Origin of the sequence: Pseudomonas sp. 2995-3, assembly GCF_002742565.1 — a bacterium.
Classification (GTDB): domain Bacteria; phylum Pseudomonadota; class Gammaproteobacteria; order Pseudomonadales; family Pseudomonadaceae; genus Aquipseudomonas; species Aquipseudomonas edaphica.
In genome coordinates, this window is sequence record NZ_LJSB01000223.1 from 25,871 (window position 1) to 50,264 (window position 24,394).

Annotated in this window: 26 protein-coding genes; 15 read left to right on the forward strand and 11 right to left on the reverse strand. The window is 61.6% G+C overall.

The features are described 5' to 3' along the window. Positions 1–6: 6 nt before the first annotated feature. From AOA62_RS21060 to dctM, 6 genes are all read left to right on the forward strand, one after another. Complete coding sequence (locus tag AOA62_RS21060; RefSeq protein WP_099549622.1) at positions 7–1,356, forward strand: MmgE/PrpD family protein; 1,350 nt, start codon at positions 7–9, stop codon at positions 1,354–1,356. Between the two features lie 9 nt (positions 1,357–1,365). Further along, positions 1,366–2,559 carry a CaiB/BaiF CoA-transferase family protein gene (locus tag AOA62_RS21065; protein ID WP_099549623.1) on the forward strand — a complete coding sequence of 398 codons (1,194 nt, stop codon included), beginning with the start codon at positions 1,366–1,368 and terminating at the stop codon, positions 2,557–2,559. Positions 2,560–2,574: 15 nt separating this feature from the next. Continuing rightward, on the forward strand, positions 2,575–3,390 hold the full coding sequence (locus AOA62_RS21070; protein WP_099549624.1) for a CoA ester lyase: 816 nt from the start codon (positions 2,575–2,577) through the stop codon (positions 3,388–3,390). Positions 3,391–3,630: 240 nt separating this feature from the next. After that, complete coding sequence (locus AOA62_RS21080; protein WP_017137474.1) at positions 3,631–4,614, forward strand: TRAP transporter substrate-binding protein; 984 nt, start codon at positions 3,631–3,633, stop codon at positions 4,612–4,614. Between the two features lie 193 nt (positions 4,615–4,807). Then, entirely contained in the window at positions 4,808–5,440 is a 633-nt protein-coding gene (locus AOA62_RS21085) for a TRAP transporter small permease (RefSeq protein ID WP_017137473.1), read from the forward strand. Continuing rightward, complete coding sequence (gene dctM / locus AOA62_RS21090) at positions 5,440–6,720, forward strand: C4-dicarboxylate TRAP transporter large permease protein DctM (protein WP_017137472.1); 1,281 nt, start codon at positions 5,440–5,442, stop codon at positions 6,718–6,720. Before AOA62_RS21085 ends, dctM begins: the two co-directional genes overlap by 1 nt. A gap of 206 nt (positions 6,721–6,926) precedes the next feature. On the opposite strand, the gene ampC is transcribed toward dctM, so the two are convergent. Next, entirely contained in the window at positions 6,927–8,069 is a 1,143-nt protein-coding gene (ampC, locus tag AOA62_RS21095; RefSeq protein WP_099549626.1) for a class C beta-lactamase, read from the reverse strand. A 131-nt stretch (positions 8,070–8,200) separates the two neighbouring features. Here ampC and AOA62_RS21100 point away from each other — a divergent pair, with 131 nt between their 5' ends. Then, positions 8,201–9,079 carry a LysR family transcriptional regulator gene (locus tag AOA62_RS21100; protein ID WP_099549627.1) on the forward strand — a complete coding sequence of 293 codons (879 nt, stop codon included), beginning with the start codon at positions 8,201–8,203 and terminating at the stop codon, positions 9,077–9,079. 74 nt (positions 9,080–9,153) lie between these two features. After that, positions 9,154–10,338, forward strand: a complete 1,185-nt coding sequence (locus tag AOA62_RS21105; RefSeq protein ID WP_026013734.1) for a DUF2252 domain-containing protein — start codon at positions 9,154–9,156, stop codon at positions 10,336–10,338. A 187-nt stretch (positions 10,339–10,525) separates the two neighbouring features. On the opposite strand, the gene AOA62_RS21110 is transcribed toward AOA62_RS21105, so the two are convergent. The 3 genes from AOA62_RS21110 to AOA62_RS21120 form a co-directional block, all read right to left on the reverse strand. Next, positions 10,526–10,819 (reverse strand): hypothetical protein, encoded by a 294-nt coding sequence (locus tag AOA62_RS21110; protein WP_225932995.1) that lies wholly within the window; start codon positions 10,817–10,819, stop codon positions 10,526–10,528. A gap of 378 nt (positions 10,820–11,197) precedes the next feature. After that, complete coding sequence (gene yghX / locus AOA62_RS21115; RefSeq protein ID WP_017138976.1) at positions 11,198–12,085, reverse strand: YghX family hydrolase; 888 nt, start codon at positions 12,083–12,085, stop codon at positions 11,198–11,200. 44 nt (positions 12,086–12,129) lie between these two features. Further along, complete coding sequence (locus tag AOA62_RS21120) at positions 12,130–12,624, reverse strand: PaaI family thioesterase (protein ID WP_099549628.1); 495 nt, start codon at positions 12,622–12,624, stop codon at positions 12,130–12,132. 124 nt (positions 12,625–12,748) lie between these two features. Here AOA62_RS21120 and AOA62_RS21125 point away from each other — a divergent pair, with 124 nt between their 5' ends. Further along, a complete protein-coding gene (locus AOA62_RS21125) occupies positions 12,749–13,318 on the forward strand; it encodes a YceI family protein (protein WP_099549629.1) in 570 nt (189 codons plus the stop codon). On the opposite strand, the gene AOA62_RS21130 is transcribed toward AOA62_RS21125, so the two are convergent. Next, positions 13,315–14,205 (reverse strand): DMT family transporter, encoded by an 891-nt coding sequence (locus AOA62_RS21130; protein ID WP_099549630.1) that lies wholly within the window; start codon positions 14,203–14,205, stop codon positions 13,315–13,317. The two genes, AOA62_RS21125 and AOA62_RS21130, sit on opposite strands and share 4 nt — an antisense overlap. A gap of 88 nt (positions 14,206–14,293) precedes the next feature. Between AOA62_RS21130 and AOA62_RS21135 the strand changes: the two genes are divergently transcribed. After that, positions 14,294–15,619 carry a PLP-dependent aminotransferase family protein gene (locus tag AOA62_RS21135; protein ID WP_099549631.1) on the forward strand — a complete coding sequence of 442 codons (1,326 nt, stop codon included), beginning with the start codon at positions 14,294–14,296 and terminating at the stop codon, positions 15,617–15,619. A gap of 16 nt (positions 15,620–15,635) precedes the next feature. On the opposite strand, the gene AOA62_RS21140 is transcribed toward AOA62_RS21135, so the two are convergent. Further along, positions 15,636–16,067, reverse strand: a complete 432-nt coding sequence (locus AOA62_RS21140; protein WP_099549632.1) for a nuclear transport factor 2 family protein — start codon at positions 16,065–16,067, stop codon at positions 15,636–15,638. Positions 16,068–16,324: 257 nt separating this feature from the next. Between AOA62_RS21140 and AOA62_RS21145 the strand changes: the two genes are divergently transcribed. Genes AOA62_RS21145 through AOA62_RS21155 form a run of 3 tightly spaced genes read left to right on the forward strand, consistent with a single transcriptional unit; the run spans position 16,325 to position 17,755 of the window. Then, positions 16,325–16,543, forward strand: coding sequence for a DUF6434 domain-containing protein (locus AOA62_RS21145; protein WP_099549633.1), 219 nt, complete (start codon positions 16,325–16,327; stop codon positions 16,541–16,543). Continuing rightward, positions 16,540–17,010, forward strand: coding sequence for a RidA family protein (locus tag AOA62_RS21150; RefSeq protein WP_017138969.1), 471 nt, complete (start codon positions 16,540–16,542; stop codon positions 17,008–17,010). Before AOA62_RS21145 ends, AOA62_RS21150 begins: the two co-directional genes overlap by 4 nt. Before the next feature lie 7 nt (positions 17,011–17,017). Continuing rightward, positions 17,018–17,755, forward strand: a complete 738-nt coding sequence (locus AOA62_RS21155; protein ID WP_099549634.1) for a CPBP family intramembrane glutamic endopeptidase — start codon at positions 17,018–17,020, stop codon at positions 17,753–17,755. A 154-nt stretch (positions 17,756–17,909) separates the two neighbouring features. On the opposite strand, the gene AOA62_RS21160 is transcribed toward AOA62_RS21155, so the two are convergent. Beyond that, positions 17,910–19,610 carry an amidase gene (locus tag AOA62_RS21160; RefSeq protein ID WP_099549635.1) on the reverse strand — a complete coding sequence of 567 codons (1,701 nt, stop codon included), beginning with the start codon at positions 19,608–19,610 and terminating at the stop codon, positions 17,910–17,912. A 55-nt stretch (positions 19,611–19,665) separates the two neighbouring features. Continuing rightward, complete coding sequence (locus AOA62_RS21165; protein ID WP_099549636.1) at positions 19,666–20,448, reverse strand: helix-turn-helix domain-containing protein; 783 nt, start codon at positions 20,446–20,448, stop codon at positions 19,666–19,668. Positions 20,449–20,531: 83 nt separating this feature from the next. Between AOA62_RS21165 and AOA62_RS21170 the strand changes: the two genes are divergently transcribed. Then, the gene (locus AOA62_RS21170) at positions 20,532–20,837 is read left to right on the forward strand and encodes a DUF2834 domain-containing protein (RefSeq protein ID WP_026013836.1); all 306 of its coding nucleotides are present in this window, start codon (positions 20,532–20,534) and stop codon (positions 20,835–20,837) included. Then, a complete protein-coding gene (locus tag AOA62_RS21175; RefSeq protein ID WP_099549637.1) occupies positions 20,830–21,252 on the forward strand; it encodes an MAPEG family protein in 423 nt (140 codons plus the stop codon). Before AOA62_RS21170 ends, AOA62_RS21175 begins: the two co-directional genes overlap by 8 nt. A gap of 91 nt (positions 21,253–21,343) precedes the next feature. Here the strand turns inward: AOA62_RS21175 and AOA62_RS21180 are convergent, their stop codons facing one another. Genes AOA62_RS21180 through AOA62_RS21190 form a run of 3 tightly spaced genes read right to left on the reverse strand, consistent with a single transcriptional unit; the run spans position 21,344 to position 24,279 of the window. Further along, a complete protein-coding gene (locus tag AOA62_RS21180) occupies positions 21,344–22,267 on the reverse strand; it encodes a sugar ABC transporter substrate-binding protein (protein WP_017138963.1) in 924 nt (307 codons plus the stop codon). Between the two features lie 42 nt (positions 22,268–22,309). Further along, positions 22,310–23,434 (reverse strand): phytanoyl-CoA dioxygenase family protein, encoded by a 1,125-nt coding sequence (locus AOA62_RS21185; RefSeq protein ID WP_099549638.1) that lies wholly within the window; start codon positions 23,432–23,434, stop codon positions 22,310–22,312. Then, positions 23,434–24,279 carry an SDR family oxidoreductase gene (locus AOA62_RS21190; protein ID WP_017138961.1) on the reverse strand — a complete coding sequence of 282 codons (846 nt, stop codon included), beginning with the start codon at positions 24,277–24,279 and terminating at the stop codon, positions 23,434–23,436. Before AOA62_RS21190 ends, AOA62_RS21185 begins: the two co-directional genes overlap by 1 nt. Positions 24,280–24,394: the final 115 nt, after the last annotated feature.

The following is a 24,394-nucleotide window of genomic DNA, read 5'->3' on the forward strand; positions in this document are numbered from 1 at the left end:
CTGAGCATGAGCCATACCCAAACGCTGTGCCGGTTCCTTGCGGACCTGAACTACGAACAATTGCCGGAAAAGGTACTGGCACGCACCGAAGACCTGTATCTGGACTGGTTGGCCTCGGCGCTGGCAAGCAAGGGCGCGCACCCGATCCCGTTGTTTGAACGCTATGCACAAAAAATGGGACCCCACAGCGGTCCCGCCCAGGTGATCGTCAATGGCAGCACCACCAGCGCGTATTTTGCGGCGCTGGTGAACGCCGCATCCTCACACTTGGTGGAGCAGGATGACCTGCACAACAGCTCGGTGCTGCACCCCGCGACCGTGGTGTTTCCGGCCGCGCTGGCTGCCGCCCAGGACCTCGGCAAATCCGGCCGTGAATTGCTGCTGGCCTCGGTGGCCGGTTATGAAGCCGGAATTCGCATCGGCGAATTCATGGGCCGGTCCCACTACCGCATCTTCCACACCACAGCCACCGTCGGCACCCTGGCGGCGGCGGTTGCCGTGGGCAAACTGCTGGACTTTAACCAGGAACAGTTCATCAACCTGCTCGGCAGCGCCGGCACCCAGGCCGCCGGGCTGTGGGAGTTTTTGCGCGATGCCGCCGACTCCAAGCAACTGCACACCGCCAAGGCGGCGGCGGATGGCTTGCTCGCGGCGTATTTGACGGCGGACGGGCTCACCGGCGCACGCAATATTCTGGAAGGCGATCAAGGCTTGGCAGCAGGCATGTCCAGTGATGCCGAGCCTCGCAAGTTATCGGCCGACCTTGGCAGCCGCTGGGCGCTGCTGGAAACCTCCTTCAAGTTCCACGCCTCGTGCCGTCACACCCATCCGGCCGCCGATGCGCTGCTGGATCTGATGCAGCGCGAAGGGCTGTGCGCTGCAGATATCGCCACGGTTGAAACGCGTGTCCATCAAGGTGCCATCGACGTGCTGGGCCGCGTGACCACGCCTGCCACTGTGCACCAGGCCAAATTCTCCATGGGCACCGTGCTCGGCCTGATCGCCGTGCACGGTAAAGCCGGGCTCACCGAGTTCCACGAACGAGCGCTGACCGACCCCGCCGTCTCGGCTTTCCGCGACAAGGTCAGCATGACCCCCGACGCAGAAGTTGACGGCGCCTACCCGCAGCGCTGGCTGGGCCGCGTCACCGTCACCACGCTCGATGGCCGCACGCTGCAGGGCGCCATCGATGAACCCAAGGGCGACCCTGGTAACACCCTGAGTCGGGTGGAGCTGGCGGATAAATTCCGGCGCCTTACCCAATTCAGCGGCGCGCGCACACCCGCGCAGGCCAATGCACTGATCGAGAAGGTCTGGAACCTGCGCAGTGCAGCGTCCATGGCCCACTGGCTTTGAGGAAGCGTCATGACTAATCAACGACCGCTGGACGGCATCACCGTGATCAGCCTTGAACACGCGATTGCTGCGCCATTCTGCACCCGCCAGTTGGCGGACCTCGGCGCCCGTGTGATCAAGATCGAACGCCCCGGCGCCGGTGACTTTGCCCGTGGCTATGACGAGCGCGTGCGCGGCCTGGCCTCGCACTTTGTGTGGACCAACCGCTCCAAGGAAAGCCTGACCCTGGATCTCAAACAGGACGAGGCCGGCGACATCCTCCAACGCCTGCTGGCCGATGCCGACGTGCTGGTGCAGAACCTTGCACCCGGCGCGGCGGCGCGCATGGGCCTGTCGTTTGAAGCGCTGCATGAGCGCTTTCCACGGCTCATCGTCTGCGATATTTCCGGCTATGGCGAAGGCGGGCCTTACGAGAAAAAGAAAGCTTATGACCTGCTGATCCAAAGCGAGGGCGGTTTTTTATCGGTAACCGGTGGCCCGGGTGAAGATCAGATGGCCAAGGCCGGTTGCTCGATCGCCGATATTTCCGCCGGCATGTACGCCTACAGCGGCATCCTCTCGGCCCTGCTGTTGCGCGGCAAGACGGGGCAGGGCAGCCGCATCGATGTGAGCATGCTCGAAAGCTTGGTGGAGTGGATGGGCTACCCGATGTATTACGCCTTCGACGGCGCGCCCCAGCCACCACGGGCCGGGGCGGCGCATTCGACGATCTACCCGTATGGGCCGTTTCCCACCGGCGACGGCGGCACGGTGATGCTCGGCTTGCAAAACGAACGCGAATGGGCGGCGTTCTGCGACAAAGTGCTGCTCACGCCTGAGCTGGCTACCGATGAACGTTTCTCGGCCAACTTCAAGCGCTCGGCCAACCGTGACGTGCTACGCCAGATCATCGTTGACAGCTTCGCGCAGTTGGACGCTGAAGCCGTGATCCAACGCCTGGAAAACGCGCAGATCGCCAGCGCCAGGGTCAACGACATGCAAGGCGTGTGGGACCACCCGCAGCTCAAGGCGCGAGACAGCTGGCGTGAAGTCCAGAGCCCGGCCGGGCCGCTGCCGTCGTTGTTGCCGCCGGCGCGTAATGCTGCGTTTACCCCGCGCATGGACGGCGTTCCCGCCTTGGGCCAGCACAGCCAGGGCATCCTCGATCAGCTTGGGTTTTCGGCGCAAACCATCGACGGCCTGCGCGCACGCGGCGTTATCTAATAAGGAATTCAAGTGATGCCAAAGCCTATAGTTCGTTCGGCCTTGTTTGTGCCCGGCAGCCGCCCGGAGCGGTTTTCCAAAGCGCTGGCCAGTGGCGCCGACGCGGTGATTGTGGATTTTGAAGACGCGGTTGAAGAACCCCTCAAGCGCCAGGCGCGGGATAACCTCGGGGTGTTCTTGCAAGCGCATCCAGAGGCTCAGGTGTGGGTGCGCATCAACGCGCCGGAGCATGCCGAGCATTTTGAGGATGTTGCGTTCTGTAAAGCCCATGCCAATGTGACGGGTGTGCTGCTGCCCAAGGTAGAGAGCGCCGCCCAGGTGGCCGTGGTGGCGGCTGCTGGCAAGGTGATATGGCCGATTATCGAAAGCGCCAAGGGCTTGCTGGCGGTGGCTGAGATTGCCCACGCGCCGCAGGTCGAGCGCCTGTCGTTTGGCGGCCTGGACCTGGCGCTGGACTTGAACCTGTGCAGCGGTTCTGCGGCTGCGCAGTTTGCGTTGGATCAGGCACGCCTGGCGCTGATTGTGCATTCCCGTGCTGCTGGCTTGGTGGCGCCACTGGACGGCGTGCACCCGGCCATCGACGACCCTGAAGGCCTGCGCCGTTCGATCCGGCATGCCTATGAAATGGGCTTTGCCGGCGCGCTGTGCATCCATCCCAAGCAGGTGGCAGTGATTCATGCCGCACTGGCGCCCAGCGCTGAAGACCTGGCCTGGGCCAAGCGCGTGGTAGAGGCGGGTGCCCATGGGGCCGGGGCTTATCAGATGGATGGGCAGATGGTGGATGCGCCGGTGTTGCTGCGCGCACAAAGGCTCCTGGCCGGCCAACTCTGACTGACACAACCTGGAGCAAAATGTGGGAGCTGGCTTGCCTGCGATAGCGGTGGACCCGCCCATGAATCGACTGCCTGACACACCGCCATCGCAGGCAAGCCAGCTCCCACACTGGATCTTCATTGTTCTGAAGTATGGCGTTCGGCCTGGCCGAACGCAGGTATCTAAAATTCGAAATTCACTACACGCACCACATCAGGCACCTTGCCCTATAACACAACAATAAGAAGGTGATTCCCCATGCTCAAGCTTTCTCGGGCGCTGTTGTGCGCCGCCACTCTGTTTGCCGCGGGCCTGGCCCAGGCGGCAGACCCGATTGTGATCAAGTTCGCCCACGTGGTTGCCGAAAACACGCCTAAAGGCCAGGGCGCGCTGCTCTTCAAGAAGCTCGCCGAAGAACGGCTGCCGGGCCGTGTGAAGGTCGAGGTGTACCCCAACTCCTCGCTGTTCGGCGATGGCAAGGAGATGGAAGCGTTGTTGTTGGGCGATGTGCAGATGCTGGCGCCGTCCCTGGCCAAGTTCGAGCAGTACACCAAGCAAGTGCAGATCTACGACCTGCCGTTCCTGTTCAACGACCTGGCCGCCGTCGACCGTTTCCAGGCTGCTCAGGGCAAGGCATTGCTGACCTCTATGCAGGATAAGAACATCCTCGGCCTGGCCTATTGGCACAACGGCCTCAAGCAGCTTTCTGCCAACAAAGCACTGCGTGAACCCAAGGACGCCCGTGGCCTGAAGTTCCGTGTGCAGGCTTCCAGCGTACTTGAAGAGCAGTTCAAGGCGATCCGCGCCAACCCGCGCAAGATGAGCTTTGCCGAGGTATATCAAGGCCTGCAGACCGGCACCGTGAATGGCACCGAGAACACCTGGTCCAATTATGAAAGCCAGAAGGTCAACGAGGTGCAGAAGTACTTCACCGAGTCCAACCATGGCCTGATCGACTACATGGTGATCACCAACGCCAAGTTCTGGAACGGCCTGCCGCCGGATGTGCGCACCACCCTGGACCAGATCATGGTCGAAGTCACCGTCGAGGTGAACAAGCAGGCCGAAGCGCTGAACCAGTCGGCCAAGCAGAAGATCATCGACGCCAAGACCAGCGAAATCATCGAACTGACCCCGCAGCAACGCCAGCTGTGGCGCGAAGCCATGCGCCCGGTGTGGCAGAAGTTCGAAGGTGAGATCGGCGCCGACCTGATCAAGGCGGCGGATGCGTCCAACCAGTGATTGGGCGACCACCCAAAACTACTGTGGAAAGGGCTTTATGTGGGAGCTGGCTTGCCTGCGATGCAGGCAACTCGGTGTATCTGTAGCGCCGAGTTGATCCCATCGCGGGCAAGCCCGGCTCCCACAGAGGTCCGCTTCCACAGTTTGTTCCGCTTTCCACCCCGACATCATTCCCGCTTCGCGAGGTTTTGCCATGCAAACGCTAAGGCGCGTCTGGGAGCACCTGGAGGAAGGGTTTATCGCCTTCCTGCTGGCCGCCATGACCCTGGTGACATTCGTCTACGTCATGCTCAACAACATCTACACCCTGTTTTTTGCTCTGTCTGACAAGTGGGCATGGAGCAGCAGCTTTTTCGGTGCCTTGGGCGACCACACCATGACCTGGGCCCAGGACATGACCTGGAGCGTGGCGCTGACCAAGGCCATGTTCGGCTGGCTGATTTTCTTCGGCATCTCCTACGGCGTGCGCACCGCGGGCCACCTTGGCGTAGATGCGCTGGTCAAGCTGACCAAACGCCCGGTGCAACGCCTGCTCGGCATGCTCGCGTGCCTGTGTTGCCTGGCCTACGCCGGGCTGTTCATGGTCGCCAGCTACAAGTGGGTGAGTGCGGTGATGACCGCGCAGATCGGCGCCGAAGACCTCGACCAATACGGCGTGGACGTGGGCGATATCGTGATCATCGTGCCCATCGGTTTTGCCCTGGTGTTTATCCGCTACCTGGAAATTTTCTACCGCATCTTTACCCACCGTCAGGTCGGGTTGGGGCTGGCCGACGAGGCCGGGGAGGCCAGTAAGCTGGCCGGCAGCCATGAGGAGCGTCACTGATGGCCGTGCTCTGTCTGTTTTTGCTGTTGTTCGTGTTCATGTTCCTCGGCGTGCCGATCGCGATTTCCCTGGGGCTGTCCGGCGCGGTGTCGATCCTGATGTTCAGCCAGGACTCGGTGAGTTCGCTGGCGATCAAGCTGTTTGAAACCTCCGACGCCTACACCTTCCTGGCGATTCCATTCTTCCTGCTGTCCGGTGCGTTCATGACCACTGGCGGTGTGGCGCAACGGCTGATCGACTTCGCCAACGCCTGTGTCGGGCATATCCGAGGCGGCCTGGCGATTGCGGCGGTGCTGGCGTGCATGCTGTTTGCGGCGCTGTCCGGGTCATCGCCGGCGACGGTGGCGGCAGTGGGCTCGATTGCCGTGGCGGGGATGGTGCGCTCGGGTTACCCGAAGGAGTTCGGCGCCGGGATCATCTGCAACGCCGGCACCCTGGGCATCCTGATCCCGCCGTCGATTGTGATGGTGGTGTACTCGGCAGCCACCGAAACCTCGGTGGGCAAGCTGTTCATGGCCGGTGTGATTCCAGGATTGCTGCTGGGCCTGATGCTGATGGTCGCGATCTACATCGTCGCGCGCATCAAGAAGCTGCCGGCGCAGCCCCGTGCGACCTTCCGCGAGTGGCTGACCTGCGCACGTCGCGCGTTCTGGGGCTTGCTGTTGCTGGTGATCATCCTCGGCGGCATCTACAGCGGCATGTTCACGCCGACGGAAGCGGCGGCCGTGGCGGCGGTGTATTCGGCGTTTGTCGCGCTGTTTGTGTACAAGGACATGAAGCTGCGCGATTGCCCCAAGGTGCTGCTGGAATCCGGGCGCCTGGCGATCATGCTGATGTTTATCATCGCCAACGCCATGCTCTTTGCCCATGTACTGACCACCGAACAGATCCCGCAGGAAATCACCGCCTGGGTGATCTCCGAAGGCCTGACGCCGATTGGCTTTTTGATCATGGTCAACGTGGTGTTGCTGGTGGCCGGCAGCTTTATGGAGCCTTCCGCGATTGTGCTGATCCTGGCGCCGATCTTCTTCCCGATTGCCATGAAGCTGGGGATTGACCCGATTCACCTGGGGATTGTGATGGTGGTCAACATGGAAATCGGCCTGGTACACCCACCGGTAGGGTTGAACCTGTTTGTGACCTCGGCGGTGACCGGGTTGACCCTCGGGCAGACGATTCGCGCGGCATTGCCGTGGCTGATGATCCTGCTGGTGTTTTTGATAATGGTCACGTACTTGCCGTTTATCTCGCTGGCGCTGCCGCACTGGCTGGGCATGTAACACGGTCTGAAAATGTGGGAGCTGGCTTGCCTGCGATAGCCATACGTTCGAAGGCACCCCGTTCCCCTGTGGCGAGCAGGCTTTGTTTTAACCGGCAGTTGTGTAGATACCTATGCTGAGATAGCGGTGGTTCAGTCAGCCAATTCGGTGACTGATATACCGCCATCGCAGGCAAGCCAGCTCCCACCTTTGATTCTTGTCAGGCCTTAGTTGTCCATCGCATTCAAGATCGCATAAGCCAATTTAACCCGCTCGGCATTCGGGTAATTGCGGTTAGCCAGAATCACCACACCCATGTCCTTGCTCGGTACGTAAGCCACATACGCGCCAAAACCGCCTGTGGAGCCGGTTTTGTTGTACAGCACGTTGGCCGGTTGTGCCTGCGCCGGCGTCAGCCAATTGACCTTGTGCGGCTGCATCGCCATTTCGGTCGAGTTGCCCTCCAGCAAGGCCTGCAGCTTGATCGGGTAGGGGTAGCGTTCCCAGCCCAGGCCCTGGGTCATGCCATTGACGGTGTAGTAACCCGCGTGAGTGGTGGAGATCGCTTGTTGCAGCGGTTTTTCCAGGGTCTCGGGGTGCAGGTTGGCAATCACATAGCGCGCGAGGTCCTGGGTGCTGGTCTTGATACCGTAGGCTTCGCTGTCCAGGGCGCCGGGGCTGACGCGAATGGGTTTCAGATTTTTGTCATAGCCTTGCGCATATTGAGCGGTTTTGCTCGCCGGCACGCTGACGTGGGTGTTGGTCAGGCCCAGCTTGGGCAGCAAGGTTTTCTCCATGGCAACGTTAAAAGGCTGCCCCAGGCTTTGCGCCGCGAGGTAGCCGAACAAGCCGATGCTGGGGTTGGAATACAAACGCTGTTCGCCCGGCGCATACGCGGGTTTCCAGTGCTGGAAATAACCGAGCATGGCACCGGCGTTGTCGGCCGCGTCGGGAAACTGCAACGGCAGGCCACCCGGTGTGTAGGTCGCCAGTTGCAGCAGGCTGATGTGATCGAATACGCCACCGGCCAGGGCTGGCAGGTGCTGGCTGGCGGTATCCGAGAGCTCGAGCTTACCGGTGGCCTGCGCGTAGCCGCCGAGGGTGGCGGTAAAGGTTTTGCTGATCGATCCGATTTCAAACAGGGTGTCTTGGTTAACGGCCTGTTTGGTTTCCCTTGATGCAACACCGTAGTTAAAGTATTGAACCTTGCCTTGGTTAACCACCGCGACCGACAGGCCTGGGATCCCTTGTTGCTGCATCAGCGGCGCAACGCTGGCATCGACTACCGTGCGCAGGTCGGTGGCGGCCATGCAGCTACCGGAGCCTATTAACAGGGCGCTGAACAGAATTTTTTGTAAGGTGTGATTCATGCGGGTTCGCTTCCATGTAAAAGATGTGCTGACGATCAAGGCCTGCGCAGGCGGGGCAAATCTAGGTGGATTTTGTTCGGCGGGCAAACGATGATATCTCGCATCAGCCATTAGTTAATTTAGGGTCATGCATGCTGCGCTCCCATTTACCGCTCAATGCGTTGCGCGCATTCGAAGCTTCCGCCCGGCATTTGAGCTTCACCCGAGCAGCCATCGAGCTGTGCGTGACCCAGGCGGCAGTCAGTCATCAGGTCAAAAGCCTGGAGGCGCAGTTGAACGTCACCTTGTTCAAGCGCCTGCCACGCGGCCTGATGCTGACCCGCGAAGGCGAAACACTGCTGCCGGTCGTGCGCGACTCTTTCGACCGGATTGCCCTTACCTTAGGCCAGTTCGAAGGTGGCCATTACCGTGAAGTGCTCACCGTCGGGGCGGTGGGCACCTTCGCCGTCGGCTGGTTGCTGCCGCGTTTGCCGGACTTTCAAAGCCGCTACCCGTTTATCGACCTGCGCCTGTCGACCCACAACAACCGTGTTGACGTTGCCGCCGAGGGTCTCGACTACGCGATCCGCTTCGGCGCTGGCGCCTGGCATGGCACCGACGCCTGCCAGTTGCTTGACGCGCCGTTGACCGTGCTGTGCGTGCCGCAGATTGCCGAGCAATTGCACACGCCGGACGACGTGCTCAAGCACACCTTATTGCGCTCTTACCGCGCCGATGAATGGAACCTGTGGTTCCAGGCCGCCGGGCTGCCGGCCGACACGCCGGTGCCGCGCAGCATCGTGTTCGACTCGTCCCTGGCGATGATGGAGGCCGCGCAGCAGGGCATCGGCGTGGCCTTGGCGCCGGCGATGATGTTCTCACGGCAACTGGAGAGTGATCTTATTCGCCAGCCGTTCAGCGTGGGCATCAGCACCGGCAGTTATTGGCTGACGCGCTTGCAATCGCGGGCAGAAACCTCGGCCATGGCCGCGTTCAAAGGCTGGTTGAAAGCGCACAGCGCCCAGGCTTGAAGTTTTTATTCTTGAAACAAAATGAAACATTCGTGACGGGCCAGCCTCTACCGTACCCCGTACCGAGTGCTTCCATGAAAATTCCGCGCCCCTCTGCCCGCATGCCCCACCTCATCCAACTGCGCAACCTGAAGATGGCGCGCTCGGCCCATGCTTATGTGCGCGGCAGCACGGTGCAGTTTTACGAGTGGCTGCACAGCCAGCCCGGCCGCCGCTTGCCCCATGGCCCGGCGATCTGGATCTGCGGCGATTGCCACGCGGGCAACCTCGGCCCCACGGGTGATACCAAGGGCCGTATCGACATGCATATCCGCGACCTCGACCAAACCGTGATCGGCAACCCGGCCCATGACCTGGTGCGCCTGGCGCTGTCGTTAGCCACCGCCGCACGCGGCTCGGACCTGCCGGGCGTGACCACCGCACGCATGCTGGAAGAAATGATGGTGGGCTACGAACAAGCCTTCAAAGACAAGCCCGATGAAGCGCCGCCGCGTCCTTCCCAAGTCAAGGCTGGCATGCGCAGCGCGGTGGAACGCACCTGGAAAAACCTGGCGCGTGAACGCATTGAAAATGCCCGGCCTACTATTCCGTTGGGCAAGCACTTCTGGTCATTGTCACGGGCGGAAAAGAGCGCGCTGCAAAGTGTTTGCGCCTCGGATGAAATCCACCAGTTGGTGACCTCGCTCAAAGGCCGGCCCAAAGACGCCAAGGTCCAATTGCTTGATTCGGCCTATTGGGTCAAAGGCTGCAGCTCCCTCGGCTTGCTGCGTTATGCAGCCTTGTTGGGCGTGGGCGACAAGGACGACCAGGAATATTGCCTGATCGACATCAAGGAAGCCGTCGGCGCCGCCGCGCCCCGGGCGGCACGCGCGAAAATGCCACGCGACAATGGCCGGCGTGTGGTGGAAGGCGCCCGCCAGCTGTCACCGGGCCTGGGCGAGCGCATGCTGGCCACACGTTTTCTCGATCACGGTTTCTTCATCCGGGAACTGCTGCCTCAAGACATGAAACTGGAACTCGATGAGCTGAGCGAGATCGACGCCATGCACGCCGCCGGTTACCTGGCCCGCGTGGTCGGCATCGCCCATGCCCGCCAGATGGACCGCGATACGCGCAAGGAGTGGATGGCGGTGTTGCAGGAAAACCGCTCCAAACAGCTGGATGCGCCGTCGTGGTTATGGACCAGCGTGGTGCAGTTGGTGGGCAGCCATGAGCAGGGGTATCTCAACCATTGTCGGCGGTATGCGTTGGAGCACTAGAAGCGGCGCATGAGCGGTGTGGCTGTTTATGGCGTTAATAAAACTCGGCTATTGCTCAGCATTAAACGTGGTGCGCCGCCTATTTTTCTATTCTTTTTTATTTGATAACGGTGTGTCAGCCAATTAACTCGCCACTGACACACCGCCTTCGCAGGCAAGCCAGCTCCCACAGTTGGTTTGTGGTGTGTCAGCAGGTTTTGGGTTGCAGGCACTCCAGCGCACGGTCGGCCAGGGTTTGGGCCCTGTCGATCAGGTGTTCGGTGGCACCGGCCATGTGGCGTTGATCGCCTGTCAGGCCTTGGGTGGTGTCGGCAGCGGTGGCGGCTGCGCAGCGCAGCAGGTCGCAGAGTTGGGCGAGGGCGTCTTCGAAGCTGAGGTCGTGATGCACTGTAAAGGGCTGCGGTGAGGTGGGTTGCAGGTAGTGACTCAGGGCGCGTTCAAATATTTCGCGGCTGGGGGTGAAGCGCGTTGTATTGCTCATGCATAAGCTCCTGATAAGGGGCCTACTTGTTTCAGGTTTCCACACCTGTTCGCTGATAGGCAGCGACAGAGCACAGGCTAGCCAGTGGCATGCGCAGGCGCAAGGCCGAAGGGCTGCTTAGGAAGCTTCCTGCAAGGTTAAGGGATATGGATTGCTGGCCTTTAACACTGCATGTCGATCAGGCAACACCGATCAAAGCTGAGAGGCGGGGTGTTGTGGCGAGCGGGCTTGCCCCGCGTTGGGCTGCGCAGCAGCCCCAGGGGAGTCAACGCGGTTTTCCAGATGTATCGCGTCGTGAGGTGTCAGGGCCGCTTCGCGCCCCAGCGCGGGGCAAGCCCGCTCGCCACAAGAAGTTAGCTGCCACAGTTCTGAACGTGTTCAGACCAGGTATTTGCGGAACCAGCCCAACGTGCGCTCCCACGCCAGATTCGCCGCTGCCTCGTCATATCTCGGCGTCGAATCATTATGAAAGCCATGATTGGCGCCCTTATAAATAAACGCCTCATAGGTGGTGCCTGCGGCCTTCAACGCCTGTTCATACGCCGGCCAACCCTCGTTGATTCGCGTGTCCAACTCGCCATAGTGCAGCATGATCGGCGCCTTGATGCGTGGCACGTCCTTCGCTTCTGGCTGCCTGCCGTAAAACGACACCGCTGCGCCGAGTTCTGGATAAGCCACCGCCGCCGCATTGGTCACGCCGCCGCCATAACAGAAGCCGGTAATCCCGACTTTGCCGGTGCTGCTGTCGTGGTGCATCAGCCATTCGATGGCGGCGAAGAAGTCGTTCATGAGTTTGGTGGGGTCGACTTTTTGTTGCAGTTCCACGCCTTTTTCATCGTTGCCGGGGTAGCCGCCCACGGAGGTGAGGCCGTCGGGTGCCAGGGCGATGAAGCCGGCTTTGGCCAGGCGCCGGGCGACGTCTTCGATGTAGGGGTTAAGGCCTCGGTTTTCGTGCACCACCACCACGGCGGGCAGTTTGCCGCTGGCCTTGGCCGGGCGTACGAGGTAGCCGCGTACGGTGCCGTTGCCTTTGGGCGAGGGGTAGGTGATGTAGTCGGCGACGATGTCTGGGTCAGTGAATTTGACTTGTTCGGCCAGCGCGTAGTTGGGGCTCAGGGCTGCCAGCAGGGCCGAGGCGGTGAGGCCGCCGAAGGTGAACAGCGCGGCGCGGTCGAGAAATTCGCGGCGGTTGAGCTTGCCGTGGGCGTAGCCGTCGTAGAGTTCCAGCAGTTCGGGGGCGAAGTCTTTCGCGGTGAGACGAGTCATCGGAGCAGTCCTCGATTAGCGGTGGTCATCACTGTAGACCAGGATCAACGTTCGCGGCCATGGGCGGAATCCGACAGTTGCCGGGTATCGATGCGCACGAACACCGAGTCGCCGAGGGCGGTGAGCACGTCACCGGCGTACACCTCGCAGACCACGCGGCTTTTACGCCCCACGTCGCCTTCAACCCGCGCGCGCAGGGTCAGCGTGACGCCCATGGGTGTGGGCTTGATGAATTTGATCCCCAGGTTACCGGTCACGCAGTCGATGCGCGGCAGGCTGCCGGGCTCGCGCAGTTCGTTGCGGTAGTGGTAGGCCATGGCCGTCCAGTTGGAGTGGCAGTCGACCAGCATGGCGATCAGGCCGCCGTAGACCAGGTCCGGCCAGCCGCTGTATTGAGCTTCGGGCAGGTGCTCGGCGATCACATGGATACCATCGGCATCCCAACGGCTTTTGATGTGCAGGCCATGGGGGTTGCTGCCGCCGCAGCCGTAGCAGATGCCTTCGGGCGCGGTGATGTCCTGCAGGGAAGGGGTGTGCATGCAAAGTCCTTATTGTTTCTTTTGGCGACTACTCTGTTTAGCAGGGCACGCTGCGAAAGGGAATAAAACCATGGCATGGCGTGTTAGCTCAGCACATCTGTTCATTTATCTTGCGGAGTGTTGCATGAAGTGTCGAATGCCCCTGTTTGTAAGCCTGGCGGTGCTCCTTGGTGTGTTTCTCGGCAACGCGCAGGCCGTGGAATACAAAGACGTCAACCGCACCGCCAGCCAGATCAGTTTTACCTTCCAGCAATTCGGGCAGCGGGTGTATGGCACCTTCAGTGACTTTGAAGGCACTCTGACCTTCGACACGCAAAAGCCTGAGGCGGCGCATGCGTTGCTCAAGATCCAGCTCGCCAGCATCGACGCCGGCAGCCAGGACGCCAATACCCAATTGCAGCAACCGGCGTGGTTCGACACCGCGACCTATCCTGTGGGCGTGTATGAGTCCAATGGCGCCACGGCGCTGGGCGATAACCGCTACAAGATCACCGGTAACCTGACGATCAGGGGCATCACGCGGCCGGTGGATATTGAGGTGCAGCTCAAGGAGCAAAGCGGCATCGGCGTGTTTGACGGGGCGTTCATCCTCAAGCGCAGCGACTTCAAGATTGGTGAGGGTGAATGGGCGGGCAACAGCGTGGTGTCCAATGACATCAACATCAAATTCAAGATGGTTGCGCCGCAGCGCTAACGGGCAAACTTCTTGGCCCCGGCCACACAGCCGATCACCGCAACCGTCACCAGCACCATGCCCAGGCTGACCTGCTCATGCAGCAGGCTCGCCGCCAGCGCCAGGCCGAAAAACGGTTGCAGCAACTGCAACTGGCCGACCGCAGCGATGCCCCCCTGGGCCAGGCCGCGATACCAGAACACAAAGCCGATCAGCATGCTGAACAGCGACACATAGCCCAGGCTCAGCCACGCCGGCAGGCTGATGCCCGTGAGGGTTGCCGGCGCCAGCATCACGCTCAACGGCGCCACCACCGGCAACGACACCACCAGCGCCCAGCAGATCACCTGCCAGCCGCCCAGGCTGCGCGACAACGTGGCGCCTTCGGCGTATCCCAGGCCGCACACCAATACGGCCAACAGCATCAGCAGGTCACCGGCCGGCGCGGCGCTCAAGCCTTGGGCAACGGCGTAGCCCATCACCAGCAGGCTGCCGAGAATCGAAAACACCCAGAACACCGGGCGCGGCCGCTCGCCGCCACGCAGTACACCAAACACTGCAGTGGCCAGCGGCAGCAGGCCAATGAACACGATGGAGTGCGCCGAGGTCACGTATTGCAGCGCCAGTGCCGTGAGCAGTGGAAAACCGATCACCACACCCAGGGCGACGATCACCAGCGGCCCCCATTGGTGGCGTGCAGGGCGTTTTTCCCTGAACAACCACAACAACAGCACGCCGAGCACGGCGGCGATGGCGGCGCGGATCATGGTCAGAAACACCGGGTTGAACTCCATCACCGCCAGGCGCGTGGCTGGCAGTGAACCGCTGAAGATCACCACGCCGATAAACCCGTTGATCCAGCCTTGGGTGCTGGTGTGCGGCGCAGTGAGGCTTGAGGTGCGTTCCATGATGAGGGCTCGAACTAGGTGGTTGCGTAAACACCATCCTAGGGGCCAGGATTAAGACAATCAAAAAATTGTCATGGATACACCGCCTATGCCGCGCGCCCGCTACAAGTCGCTGGTCGACACCTTTGCCCAAGACATCCGCAGCGGCGCACTGGCGCCCGGTACACGTCTGCCCACGCACCGGCAATTGGCGGCTGAACATGGCCTGGCGTTGGTCACCGCGAGCCGGGTGTACACCGAGCTTGAAGCCATGGGCCTGGTCAGCGGCGAAACCGGGCGCGGCACCTTTGTGCGGGAAATCGCGTTGCCGCCAGGGCAGGGCAGTGGGCAGATGAATGTGGCCACCGGCATGCTCGACCTGAATTTCAATTACCCCTCACTGCCCGGTCAGGCAGACCTGCTGCGCACCGCTCTGCGCCAATTGGCGCTGTCGGGCGACCTGGAAGCGCTGTTGCGTTACCAGCCGCATGCCGGTCGTCTGCATGAGCGCGCTGCCGTGGCACGGCATCTATTGAGCCGAGGCCTGGCGGTTGAGGCGGAGCAGGTGCTGATGGTCAGCGGCGCCCAGCACGGCCTGGCGGTGACGATGATGGCGTTGCTCAAGCCTGGGGATGTAATTGCCGTGGATGCGCTGACCTATTCAGGCTTCAAGGTGTTGGCCGAAACCCTGCACCTGGAAATCGTCGCCATTCCGGTGACCGCCAGCGGCCCGGATCTGGCGTTCCTGCACGCGCTGTGCCGCAGGCGCCCGGTGCGTGCGGTGTACAGCATTCCAACCCTGCATAACCCGTTGGGGTGGGTGATGAGCCTTGCGCAACGCGTGCAACTGATTGCCATCGCGCGTGAGCACCATCTGATGCTCATTGAGGACGCGGCCTATGCGTTTCTGGCCGAAGACGCGCCACCGCCGCTGGCCACATTGGCGCCTGAGTGCACGGTGTACGTGGGCGGGTTATCCAAAAGCGTTGCCACGGGTTTGCGCGTCGGGTGTATCGCCGCGCCGTTGGAGTGGGTGAAAAAACTGGAGCGCACGATCATGGCCACCACCTGGAACGTGCCCGGTGTGATGAGCGCGATTGCGGTGGGCTGGATCGAGGACGGCACCGTCGCGCAGCTCGAAGCACAAAAGCGCCAGGACGCACGTGCACGCCAAGCCTTGGCTGCGCAGGTGCTCAAAGGCGTGCCTTACATCAGCCATCCGTCTTCGTATTTTTTGTGGTTGCCGCTGGGGGACGAGGCGCGGGCCGATCAGGTGTCCATGGCCTTGCAGCGCGAGCAGATTTCCGTGTCCACCGCCGAGCCGTTTGCGGTCTCGGCCACGGTGCCGCACGCGCTGCGCCTGGCGCTGGGTTCGGTGAGCATGGCCGCGCTGGGTGAGGCGCTGCTGAAGGTCCGGGAAGCGGTGCGGTGGTGAGCCGCACCGCTTGGCGTCAGTATTTGTAAGCCTGACGCCCGATCAGCAGCCATTTGCCTTTTTGCTTCTGCCAGACCTGGAAGTTGTCGATATCGGTCGGCACTTCGACGCCGCTGTTCACGGCCAGGGCGTGAAAGTGGTTGCGTACCAGCGCGGTGTCGCCGTCCAGGGTGATGGTCTGGTTTTGCATTTCGAGGGTTTTGAACGCGCTGGTGTGGGTTTCCAGGTCAGCGATAAATTGCGCTTTGCTCTGCACCTTGCCGCTGGAGTGGCCATAGGTGAGCTTGTCGGACGTCAGCGCGTGCAGCGCCTTGAGGTCCAGGTGCAGCATGGCTTGGGTCAGTTGGTCGACCGCTTGAGCCACATCCTTTTCGGCCGGGGCAGGCGCAGCTGCGACGTAGCCGGTGAACAGGCACAGAAAACCGATCAGCACTTTGACGTTTGGCATGGGTGTTTCCTTATTGTTGTTGGGGTGAACACGACAACTTAAGTCGTCGTACAACCATGCAATATTTTCGAGGGTCAAGGAAAGTGAAATTTTGAAATATCTCGAAAAGATTAGGCTTGATGACGTTATAAAGAATTCCAGTTCTTGTACGACGTCCCAACACATCAAATAAGTGTGGGCGGCACGCCTTGTCGCTTCCAGCCCAACAAGCCGGTCGCTATGCTACTGCGCAAATAACAAGCCGCCCGAGAGACAACATGGATTTTGACTGGCACAGCGACGCCATCACCCGCGCCACTCCCGTGACCCCACACTACAAAAATACCCAGAACGTTCGCCGTTTCATGCTCGAACACTGCGGCCCGACGTTCAAGTTCGACCGGCCGTTCATGGCCTGGATCCGCAACGACATGCCCAAAACCTTGGGCGATGTGGTGGATGAGTGGAAACGCCGCAACGAGGACGCACGCCCATGACACGCGACGAAAAATACCAGGCTGCCCAGGAACGCATCGGCTACCTGCTGGAGGAATTCAAAATCGGCGGCAACTACACGCCGTTGGTGCGCGATGGCAACCAACTGTACATCAGCGGCCAGATTCCGCGTGTCGGTGACACCCTCATGCTGCCGGGCAAGGTCGGTGAAAGCCTGACCCTGGCCCAGGCGCAAATCGCCGCCAGTATCAGCGCGTTGCGTTGCCTGGGGTTGCTCAAGCAAGCGCTGGGTTCGCTGGATCAGGTCAAGACCCTCGTGCGTATCACCGTGTATGTGCGCAGCGCAGAAGACTTTGATCAGCAAAGTGAAGTGGCCAACGCCGCGTCGGACCTGTTCCACGAAATCCTCGGCGCTGCCGGTGTGCACACGCGCACGTCGGTGGGGGTGATGCAGTTGCCCAAGTCGGCGGCGGTCGAGATCGACATGATTGCTGTCGCACACGGTTGAGTGACCGATGATTACCCAAGGGCTTGAGGTACTGATCGACTACGCCGTGCACTTGGCGCCGGGTCTGCTGCTGTTTGGTGCGTGGTTCGCGTTGACACCGAGAGCGCAGGTGGCGATGCGCATCCTGATTCTGCTGGCGGCGTTTGTGCTGATGCGCGATGTGATGACACCGCTGGGTATGTGGGCGGTGAGTCGCGATGTGCAGATCGCATTCAGTGGCAATGCCTTCGTACTGGCGGCGCTCGGCGGGCTGTCGGTGCTGCTGATCATGCTGCTCTCACGCCTGGCACCCGAGTTGTGGCGGTTGATGCGTTGGTCCATTGGCAACCCGTTGGTTGGCATGGCGGTGGGGGTTGTGGTCGGCTGTTTGATCGGCGTGCCACTGCGGGTTTACCAAGGCATTGATGCAAGCCAGTTCCACGGCTACTGGGTGTGGTTGCCGGGCATGGTGGTATTGGCCTATGGCGCCAATGCGTTGGAGGAAGTGCTGTTCCGCGGCTTTTTGCAGGGTTACCTGGAGCAACAGGTTTCGCCATTGCGCGCTGCGTTGATCAGCGGCGTGGCCTTTGCAGCCTGCCATGGGTTCCTGGCCTTAAGCGTTACCCAACTGGGCTGGCCGGTGTTGCTGTTCACCCTGCTTGAAGGGTTGGCCTGTGCGCTGGTGCGCATGCGTTACGGCGTACTGCCCGCCGCACTCGCCCACGGCACCGCCATCCTGCTGATCGCCGTGCCCTACATGGCCTGATATTAAACACAACCCTGATCGCCCTGATCGTTCCCACGCTCCGCGTGGGAATGCAACCCTGGACGCTCTGCGTCCGCTCTTGAAGTCGTGACGCGGAGCGTCACAGAATGCGTTCCCACGCGGAGCGTGGGAACGATCAGTGATCCCACAATTTTTACAGCGGCGGTGTGCGCGGCGGGATCAGGCGTTTGCTGCCGGTGGCTTCATACGCGCTGGCAAAGCTCAGCAGCGCCGAATCATCGTAAGCACGACCGGCAAAGGTCAGGCCGACCGGCATGCCGATGTCGGCCATCACGCCCATCGGCACGGTGACGGTGGGCACGCCGAGGTGGCGGATGGCGAGGTTGCCGTTAGCGACCCACACGCCATTGCTCCAGGCGATGTCGGCACTGGCTTCGTTCACGTCGGCATCTGCCGGGCCTACATCGGCCACGGTCGGGAACAGCACCGCATCCAGCCCAAGCGTGTCCATCCAGTCTTCCAGATCGATGCGCCGGGTTTGCTCCAGGCCGCGCAAACCGTCCGGCACCGTGCTGATCTCGTTCCACGGCGTGATGCCGCGCTCGGCCATGCGCACGTATTCGTCCATGCCGGCGGCCAGGTCATCTTCACGGTTGGGCAGGGTGCCCGGGTCGTGCGGGAAGATTTTCGGCCCGTCGACATCCGCCAGGCGGTTAAGCGCCGGGTCGTTGTTGGCGCGCAGGAAGTCATCGAAGGCCCAAGCCGACAGTTCCCACAATTCGTCGTGCAGGAATTCCTTGGAAACCAAGCCACGGGTAAACACGGTTGGCGCGCCAGGGCGATCGCCTTCGCAGTTGGACACCAGCGGGAAATCCACCTCGATCACTTCGGCACCGGCGGCTTGCAGCGCCTTGCGTGCAGCTTCCCACAGGTCGATCACGCTGGCGCGGGTGTTGATCTTTTGCCCGGTCGGCCCACCAATGCCGGGCTTTTCGCTGGTGCCCGCCTCGGGGTCGGCATTGATGTACATGCGCGGCACGCCGAAACGTTTACCGGCGAGGGCTTCGCTGCTTACCGCCAAGTCGGCGTAAGACGCGGGGCGCACCGACGCCACGCTCGGGATCGGCACCCAGGGCTGCAGGCGCCACAGGTCGCCACGGGTGTCGGAGTCTTCGGCGACCACCACATCCAGCACTTCCAGCAGGTCGGCCATGGTGCGTGCATAGGGCACCACCACGTCCATGGTCGGCGTGAGCGGCCAGTTGCCGCGTACCGAAATCACCCCACGGGACGGTGTGTAGGCGCACAAACCATTGTTGGACGCCGGGCCACGCCCGCTCGACCAGGTTTCTTCAGCCACACCAAAGGCGGCGAAGCTTGCCGCCGTGGCGGTACCCGCCCCGTTGGACGAACCGGAGGCAAACGGTGCAGTCAGGTAGTCGGCGTTGTAAGGGCTTTCGGCACGGCCATACACACCCCGCTGCATCCCTCCATTGGCCATCGGCGGCATATTGGTCTTGCCCAGGCAGATGGCGCCGCCCGCTCGCAGGCGTTCGATGGTGAAGGCGTCGCGCTGCGCAACCAGCTTGGCAAAGGCCGGGCTGCCGGATGCGGCCGTCAGGCCCTTGACCAGGTAGCTGTCCTTGGCGGTATAGGGAATGCCGTCCAATGGCCCCAACGTTTCACCCCTGGCCCGGCGCGCATCGGACGCCTCGGCTTCTTTGAGGGCTTCAGGGTTGCGCACCACCACGGCGTTCAGCGCGGTGGCGGTCTGCGGGCCGTCATAGGCATCGATCCGCGCCAGGTAGGCGTTTACCAGTTCAACGGCAGTGGTCTGGCCGGTTTCAAGCGCCGCGCGCAGTTGGGCAATGGAGACTTCGGTAACTTGCATCACGTTTTTTTCGCCGCCTTCAAGTGGGAGGTATGGCGGCAGTCTACGGACAGATATTTCACAAAACCAGCGCGGCATGCTCCGCATAGGCGGCGCGCATGACTTGCCACGTCGGCTCGTCAGCCGGAATCAGATGCTCGATACGCAGCGACGTGAGGGTGATGTCCTGGGGCATGCCGAACGTGGTGAAGGTCGACAGAAAGCTCAGCTCGCCCTGGGGTGAGCGGATGCGCGTCAGCGCCAAGGGCGGCATGTGGCCGGGTGGTTCGGTGTGGGTGGGCGTCGGCAGGCTGGCTAATAAAACCGCCAATTCAGGATTGCCCAACGCCTCCCGGCTGGCGCGTTGCCAGGCAAGCGTGCGGATCTCTTCGGCGTTGATCAGGTGGTCGCCAAAGCCGCCGGTTTGCAGCAGCGTGGTCAGCAGGTTCAGCCCGTCTGCCGCATCCGGTTCAAGCCCCAACAATTCAAACAGGACGCCGGTACTCGCATTCGCCGCCAGCACTTGCCATTGGCTGCCGAGCAGAATCGCCGGGGCCGGGTTATTGGCGTGCAACACATGGCTGACGGCTTCGCGAATCGCGGCCATGGCCGGTGAGGCGAGCGGGGTGGCGGTGTAGCGTGGCGCGTAGCCGGCGGCGAGGAACACTCGATTGCACTGCTCAAGCGGCACATCCAGCGCGGTCAGTAAATTGTGCAACGTGCCCGGGCTCGGCTTGGCGCGACCGGTTTCGATGTAACTGAGGTGGCGTTGCGAAACGCCGGTGATCAGCGCCAGGTCCAGCTGGCTCAGCTTGGCGTGGCGACGCAGTTGGCGCAGTTGGTCGCCGGCAGTAGTGTCCATGGCGGGTTCATAACCTGTGAGGTCATTGCGAGGGCCAAGACCTTATCACTATCGTGAGCTTCATTCACTTCAAGGACGAGACCATGCACAGACCCTCTATTGCCCTGGTCGGGTTAGTTGGATTTTCACTCTATACACTGGTGACGATGCTCACCGCCGAGCAATCGCTGCTGGCTTTCGGGCGGCAATTGATGTCGCGGCCGGACACCGCGCAGGTGGTGATCGACCTGTACCTGATGGCGGTGCTGGCGTGTGTGTGGATGTATCGGGATGCGCGCGGGCGCGGGCGGTCAGTCGTGTCTGTGCTGCCGTATTTTGCGCTGACGGCGGTGTTTGTTTCGGTGGGGCCGTTGCTTTATATCGTCGTCAATGGGTTGCGCGATGAATGACCTGCTGGCTATCTACGCAGGCTGTGTGCTGGTGCTGTGCCTGAAAATGTTTGCGATTTCCTGCTATCAGGGTTTTTGGCGGATTCGGCGGCGGGCGTTCACCAACCTTGAAGATGCGGCGTTCTTCAGCCGTATGGCGCAGCCACAAGAATTGCCGCACGTCGTGAGGGCGCAAAGGGCGTGGGCCAATGACCTGGAAAACATCCCGCTGTTTTTTGTGTTGGGCGGATTATGTGTGGCGCTGGGGAGTTCCCAGGGTGTCACGGGTTGGCTCTTTGGCCTGTTTACCCTGGCCCGATTGGCGCACACGGTGACGTATCTGGCAGGGCTGCAACCCTGGCGCACGCTGGCCTATGCAGTGGGCGTGGCCTGCCTCTTCGGGCTCGGTGCCCTGGTGGTCTTGAGGCTGAGATGAAATCCCCCCTGGCTGAGCAAACTTATTGTGGCAAGCCCGCTCGCCACAACAAGCACGCTCGCCACAAGAAAACCTGGCCATAGGCAAGGGATTAAGGGTTCAGAAACGCCTGGTAATTGTCTTTGGTGATCTGCTGATAAGGAATGGTCAGCTCAGCCACATAGGGTTCCTTCTTGACCATCTTCACCGCCAGATCAATCGAGCCGACGGCCTGGCCTTTGTTGTCCTGATACACCGTCACCAGCAACTGGCCCTTCTTCACCGCGTCCAGCCCCGCTGCGCCGCCATCGCTGCCGGCCACCAAGATATCCTTGCCCGGTTGCATGCCCGCCTGGCTGATCGCCATGGCGGCGCCAATCGCCATTTCATCGGCATTCGCCGCCACGGCATCGATTTTGCGTCCGGACACAATCCAGTTGCTCATCAGGTCAATCGCCTTGCCGCGCTGCCATTCGGCGCTTTGCTCCTCGACAATCTTGATGTCCGGGTAATCCTTGAGCACCGTCTTCACCCCCAGCGTGCGGTTGTGCGTGGCGTTGTTGGACAACAGCCCGAGCATGATCGCTAGGTTGCCCTTGCCGCCCATTTTCTCTGCCAGGTAGCGCATCTGGATTTCCCCGGCCTTGATCTCATCCGAGCCAACATAACCCACGCCCGGCGGCACGTCCTGGAACTCCGGGCGGCGGTTGACGTACACCAGCGGGATCTTGGCCTGCTGGGCATTGACGGTCATTTTCTGCGTGGCCGCCGTGTCCACCGCGTTGACGATAATCGCGTCCATGCCCTGGGCGGTAAAGTTCTGCACCTGATTGAGTTGGCGCACCACATCGCCCTGGGCGTCTTCAAATTGCAGGGTCACGCCGGGTAGCTCCTTGGCGTGGGCCGCCATGTAGTCACGCATCTGTGCGAGGAACACATCGTCGACCTGGGCGATGCTCACGCCGATACGTATATCCGCCCAGGCCCAGGGCGTAACAGCGAGGGTCAGCAGTGCTGCGAGGAGTTGCTTCTTCATGGTTATGCTCCGTTCTTTTTGTTGTTGTAAAAGCAGTGGGATTCACGCCTGGCGCTTGGCCCGCAGTTGCGCCACGGCAGCGGCGAAGTCTGAATAGGGCCAGCGTTCGTCAAGGGCTTGTTGCATTAATTGCTGCCCGGTTTGCGGGGCGAGCCCGTGCAAGGGCGGGTCGGTGTCGAGGTTGGTGGGGAAGGCATAACCGTCGGCCGTACAGGCGATCACCGCTTCGGCATTCAACGCAGGGTTGGCCAGCAACACCGGGTACACCGCGAGCATCATGCGGTCGCGGTCGAGGGCTTCCATGGGCTTGCCGAACGCCGACGAGATTTGCAGCAGGTTGGCCATACGCCGGTGGTGGGTCGTGCGGTTGGTACCCGCCGCGTGGAACAGCGCCGGGTTGAAGAACAGCAGGTCGCCCTTGTTCAGCGGCAATTGCACGGCGTGCTGCTGGAAGTAGTCGATAAACTCTGCGCAGCGCCAGGCCAGGTAACCCAGCGGGTATTGCTGGGAGAAGGGCAGCAGTTGGGTCGGCCCGCTTTCCAGCGGCATATCCGAATGGGCCACCGCGCCTTGCAGCGTCAGGTATTGCGACAACAGATGCAGCGGCAGCGGAAAGCGTTCAACCACCTCAGTGGTCTGAAAGCCCAGGTGATAGTCACGGTGCGGCTGTTGCGCCTGCCCGCCAGGGTGGACCACGTTCACTTGCGCGGTCATCTGAAAGCTCGGCCCCAGCCACGCTTCGGCGATCAAACCGAGCAGCGGGTTGGCGTAGTACTCGGCAAACGATTCCGGCGACTGCAGCGCGGCTTTCTGCAGCGAATTCCAGATGCGCCCGTTGCTGCCGGCCTGGGCAAAATGGTCGGCGGCCACGCCTTGCGCAGCCTCATGGGCAAAGATCGCCTCGAATACCTGGCTATGGCGATCGACCACCGCCAGGTCTTCATAGGCCTGGCGCACCACCATCACCCCAGGCCCGTCGCGGAACAGGTGATGCAGCTCATCCATGACGCGCAAGCGCTCGCTGTTGCGTAAAGTGCCGGCCTGATAGATCGGCACATTGCTCACCACCTCGGCACACAGCGGGTAGTCCTCGGCGTTGGTCCGTTGGGCGCAAATACGGCTGAAATCCGCCAGGCGCACCGCCGCGCCGGTCACGAACGCCGACATCACACACCTCCCGGCAGGCTCAGTGCCTGGTGCGGTTGCGGGCTGCCGCTGTCGGTGCAGCCGACCACGCCTTGCTCCAGGTCGATCACCGAGCCGGTCATCATCCCGGCTTCACGCGAGAGCAAAAACGCCACGCTTTGCGCCACTTCTTCGGGCTTGAGCAGCCGCCCGAACGGCTGCGCGCGCTCGGCCTCGGCCAGCCAGCCGTCCTGCGCGCCGTGGTATTGGCGCTGGATCTGATCCTCGTGAGGCGTGTCCATCCAGCCGATATTCAGGCCATTCACGCGGATGCGATTACGCAATGCGCTGAACGCCACGTTCTTGGTCAAAATCGCCAGCGCGCCCTTGGACGCCGCATAGGCGCTCAAAAACGATTGCCCGCCATGCCCGGTGATGCTCTGGATATTCACCACCGCGCCTTCCACGCCGGTGCTGATCATCAGCTTGAGTGCTTCCTGCATCAGAAAAAACGGCGCCCGCACGTTCACCGCAAACAGCCGGTCAAACAGCTCGGGCGAGGTGTCGAGAATAGTGCCGCGATCCGACATGCCGGCGCAGTTCACCAGCCCGTGCAAGGTGCCGAAGTGGGTGCGTGCTGCGTCGATGATCGCACGGCAATCCTCGACGTTTTCCAGGTCGGCCTCGACAAAAAATGCCTGGCAATCGAGCTGTGCCAGTTGCCGGACCTGCTCTTCGCCCTCGGCGCGGCGGCGCCCGCAGACGATCAGCCCGGCAGCGCCACGCTGAGCCAGGGTATGTGCCACGGCAGCGCCCAGCCCCTGAGTGCTGCCGGTGACAACAAAATATTGGCCGTTGAATGCGCTGGCGAGATCGGTGTGAGGCATGCGGTTCTCCTGAAATTGTTGTTGTTTTATCGACCCGGCTCGACGCCGGGCAAAACTGAGACTAGCATTGCAAAACCTCAGTAACGCCCAAAAAAGACCTCAAAAACACCTCAGA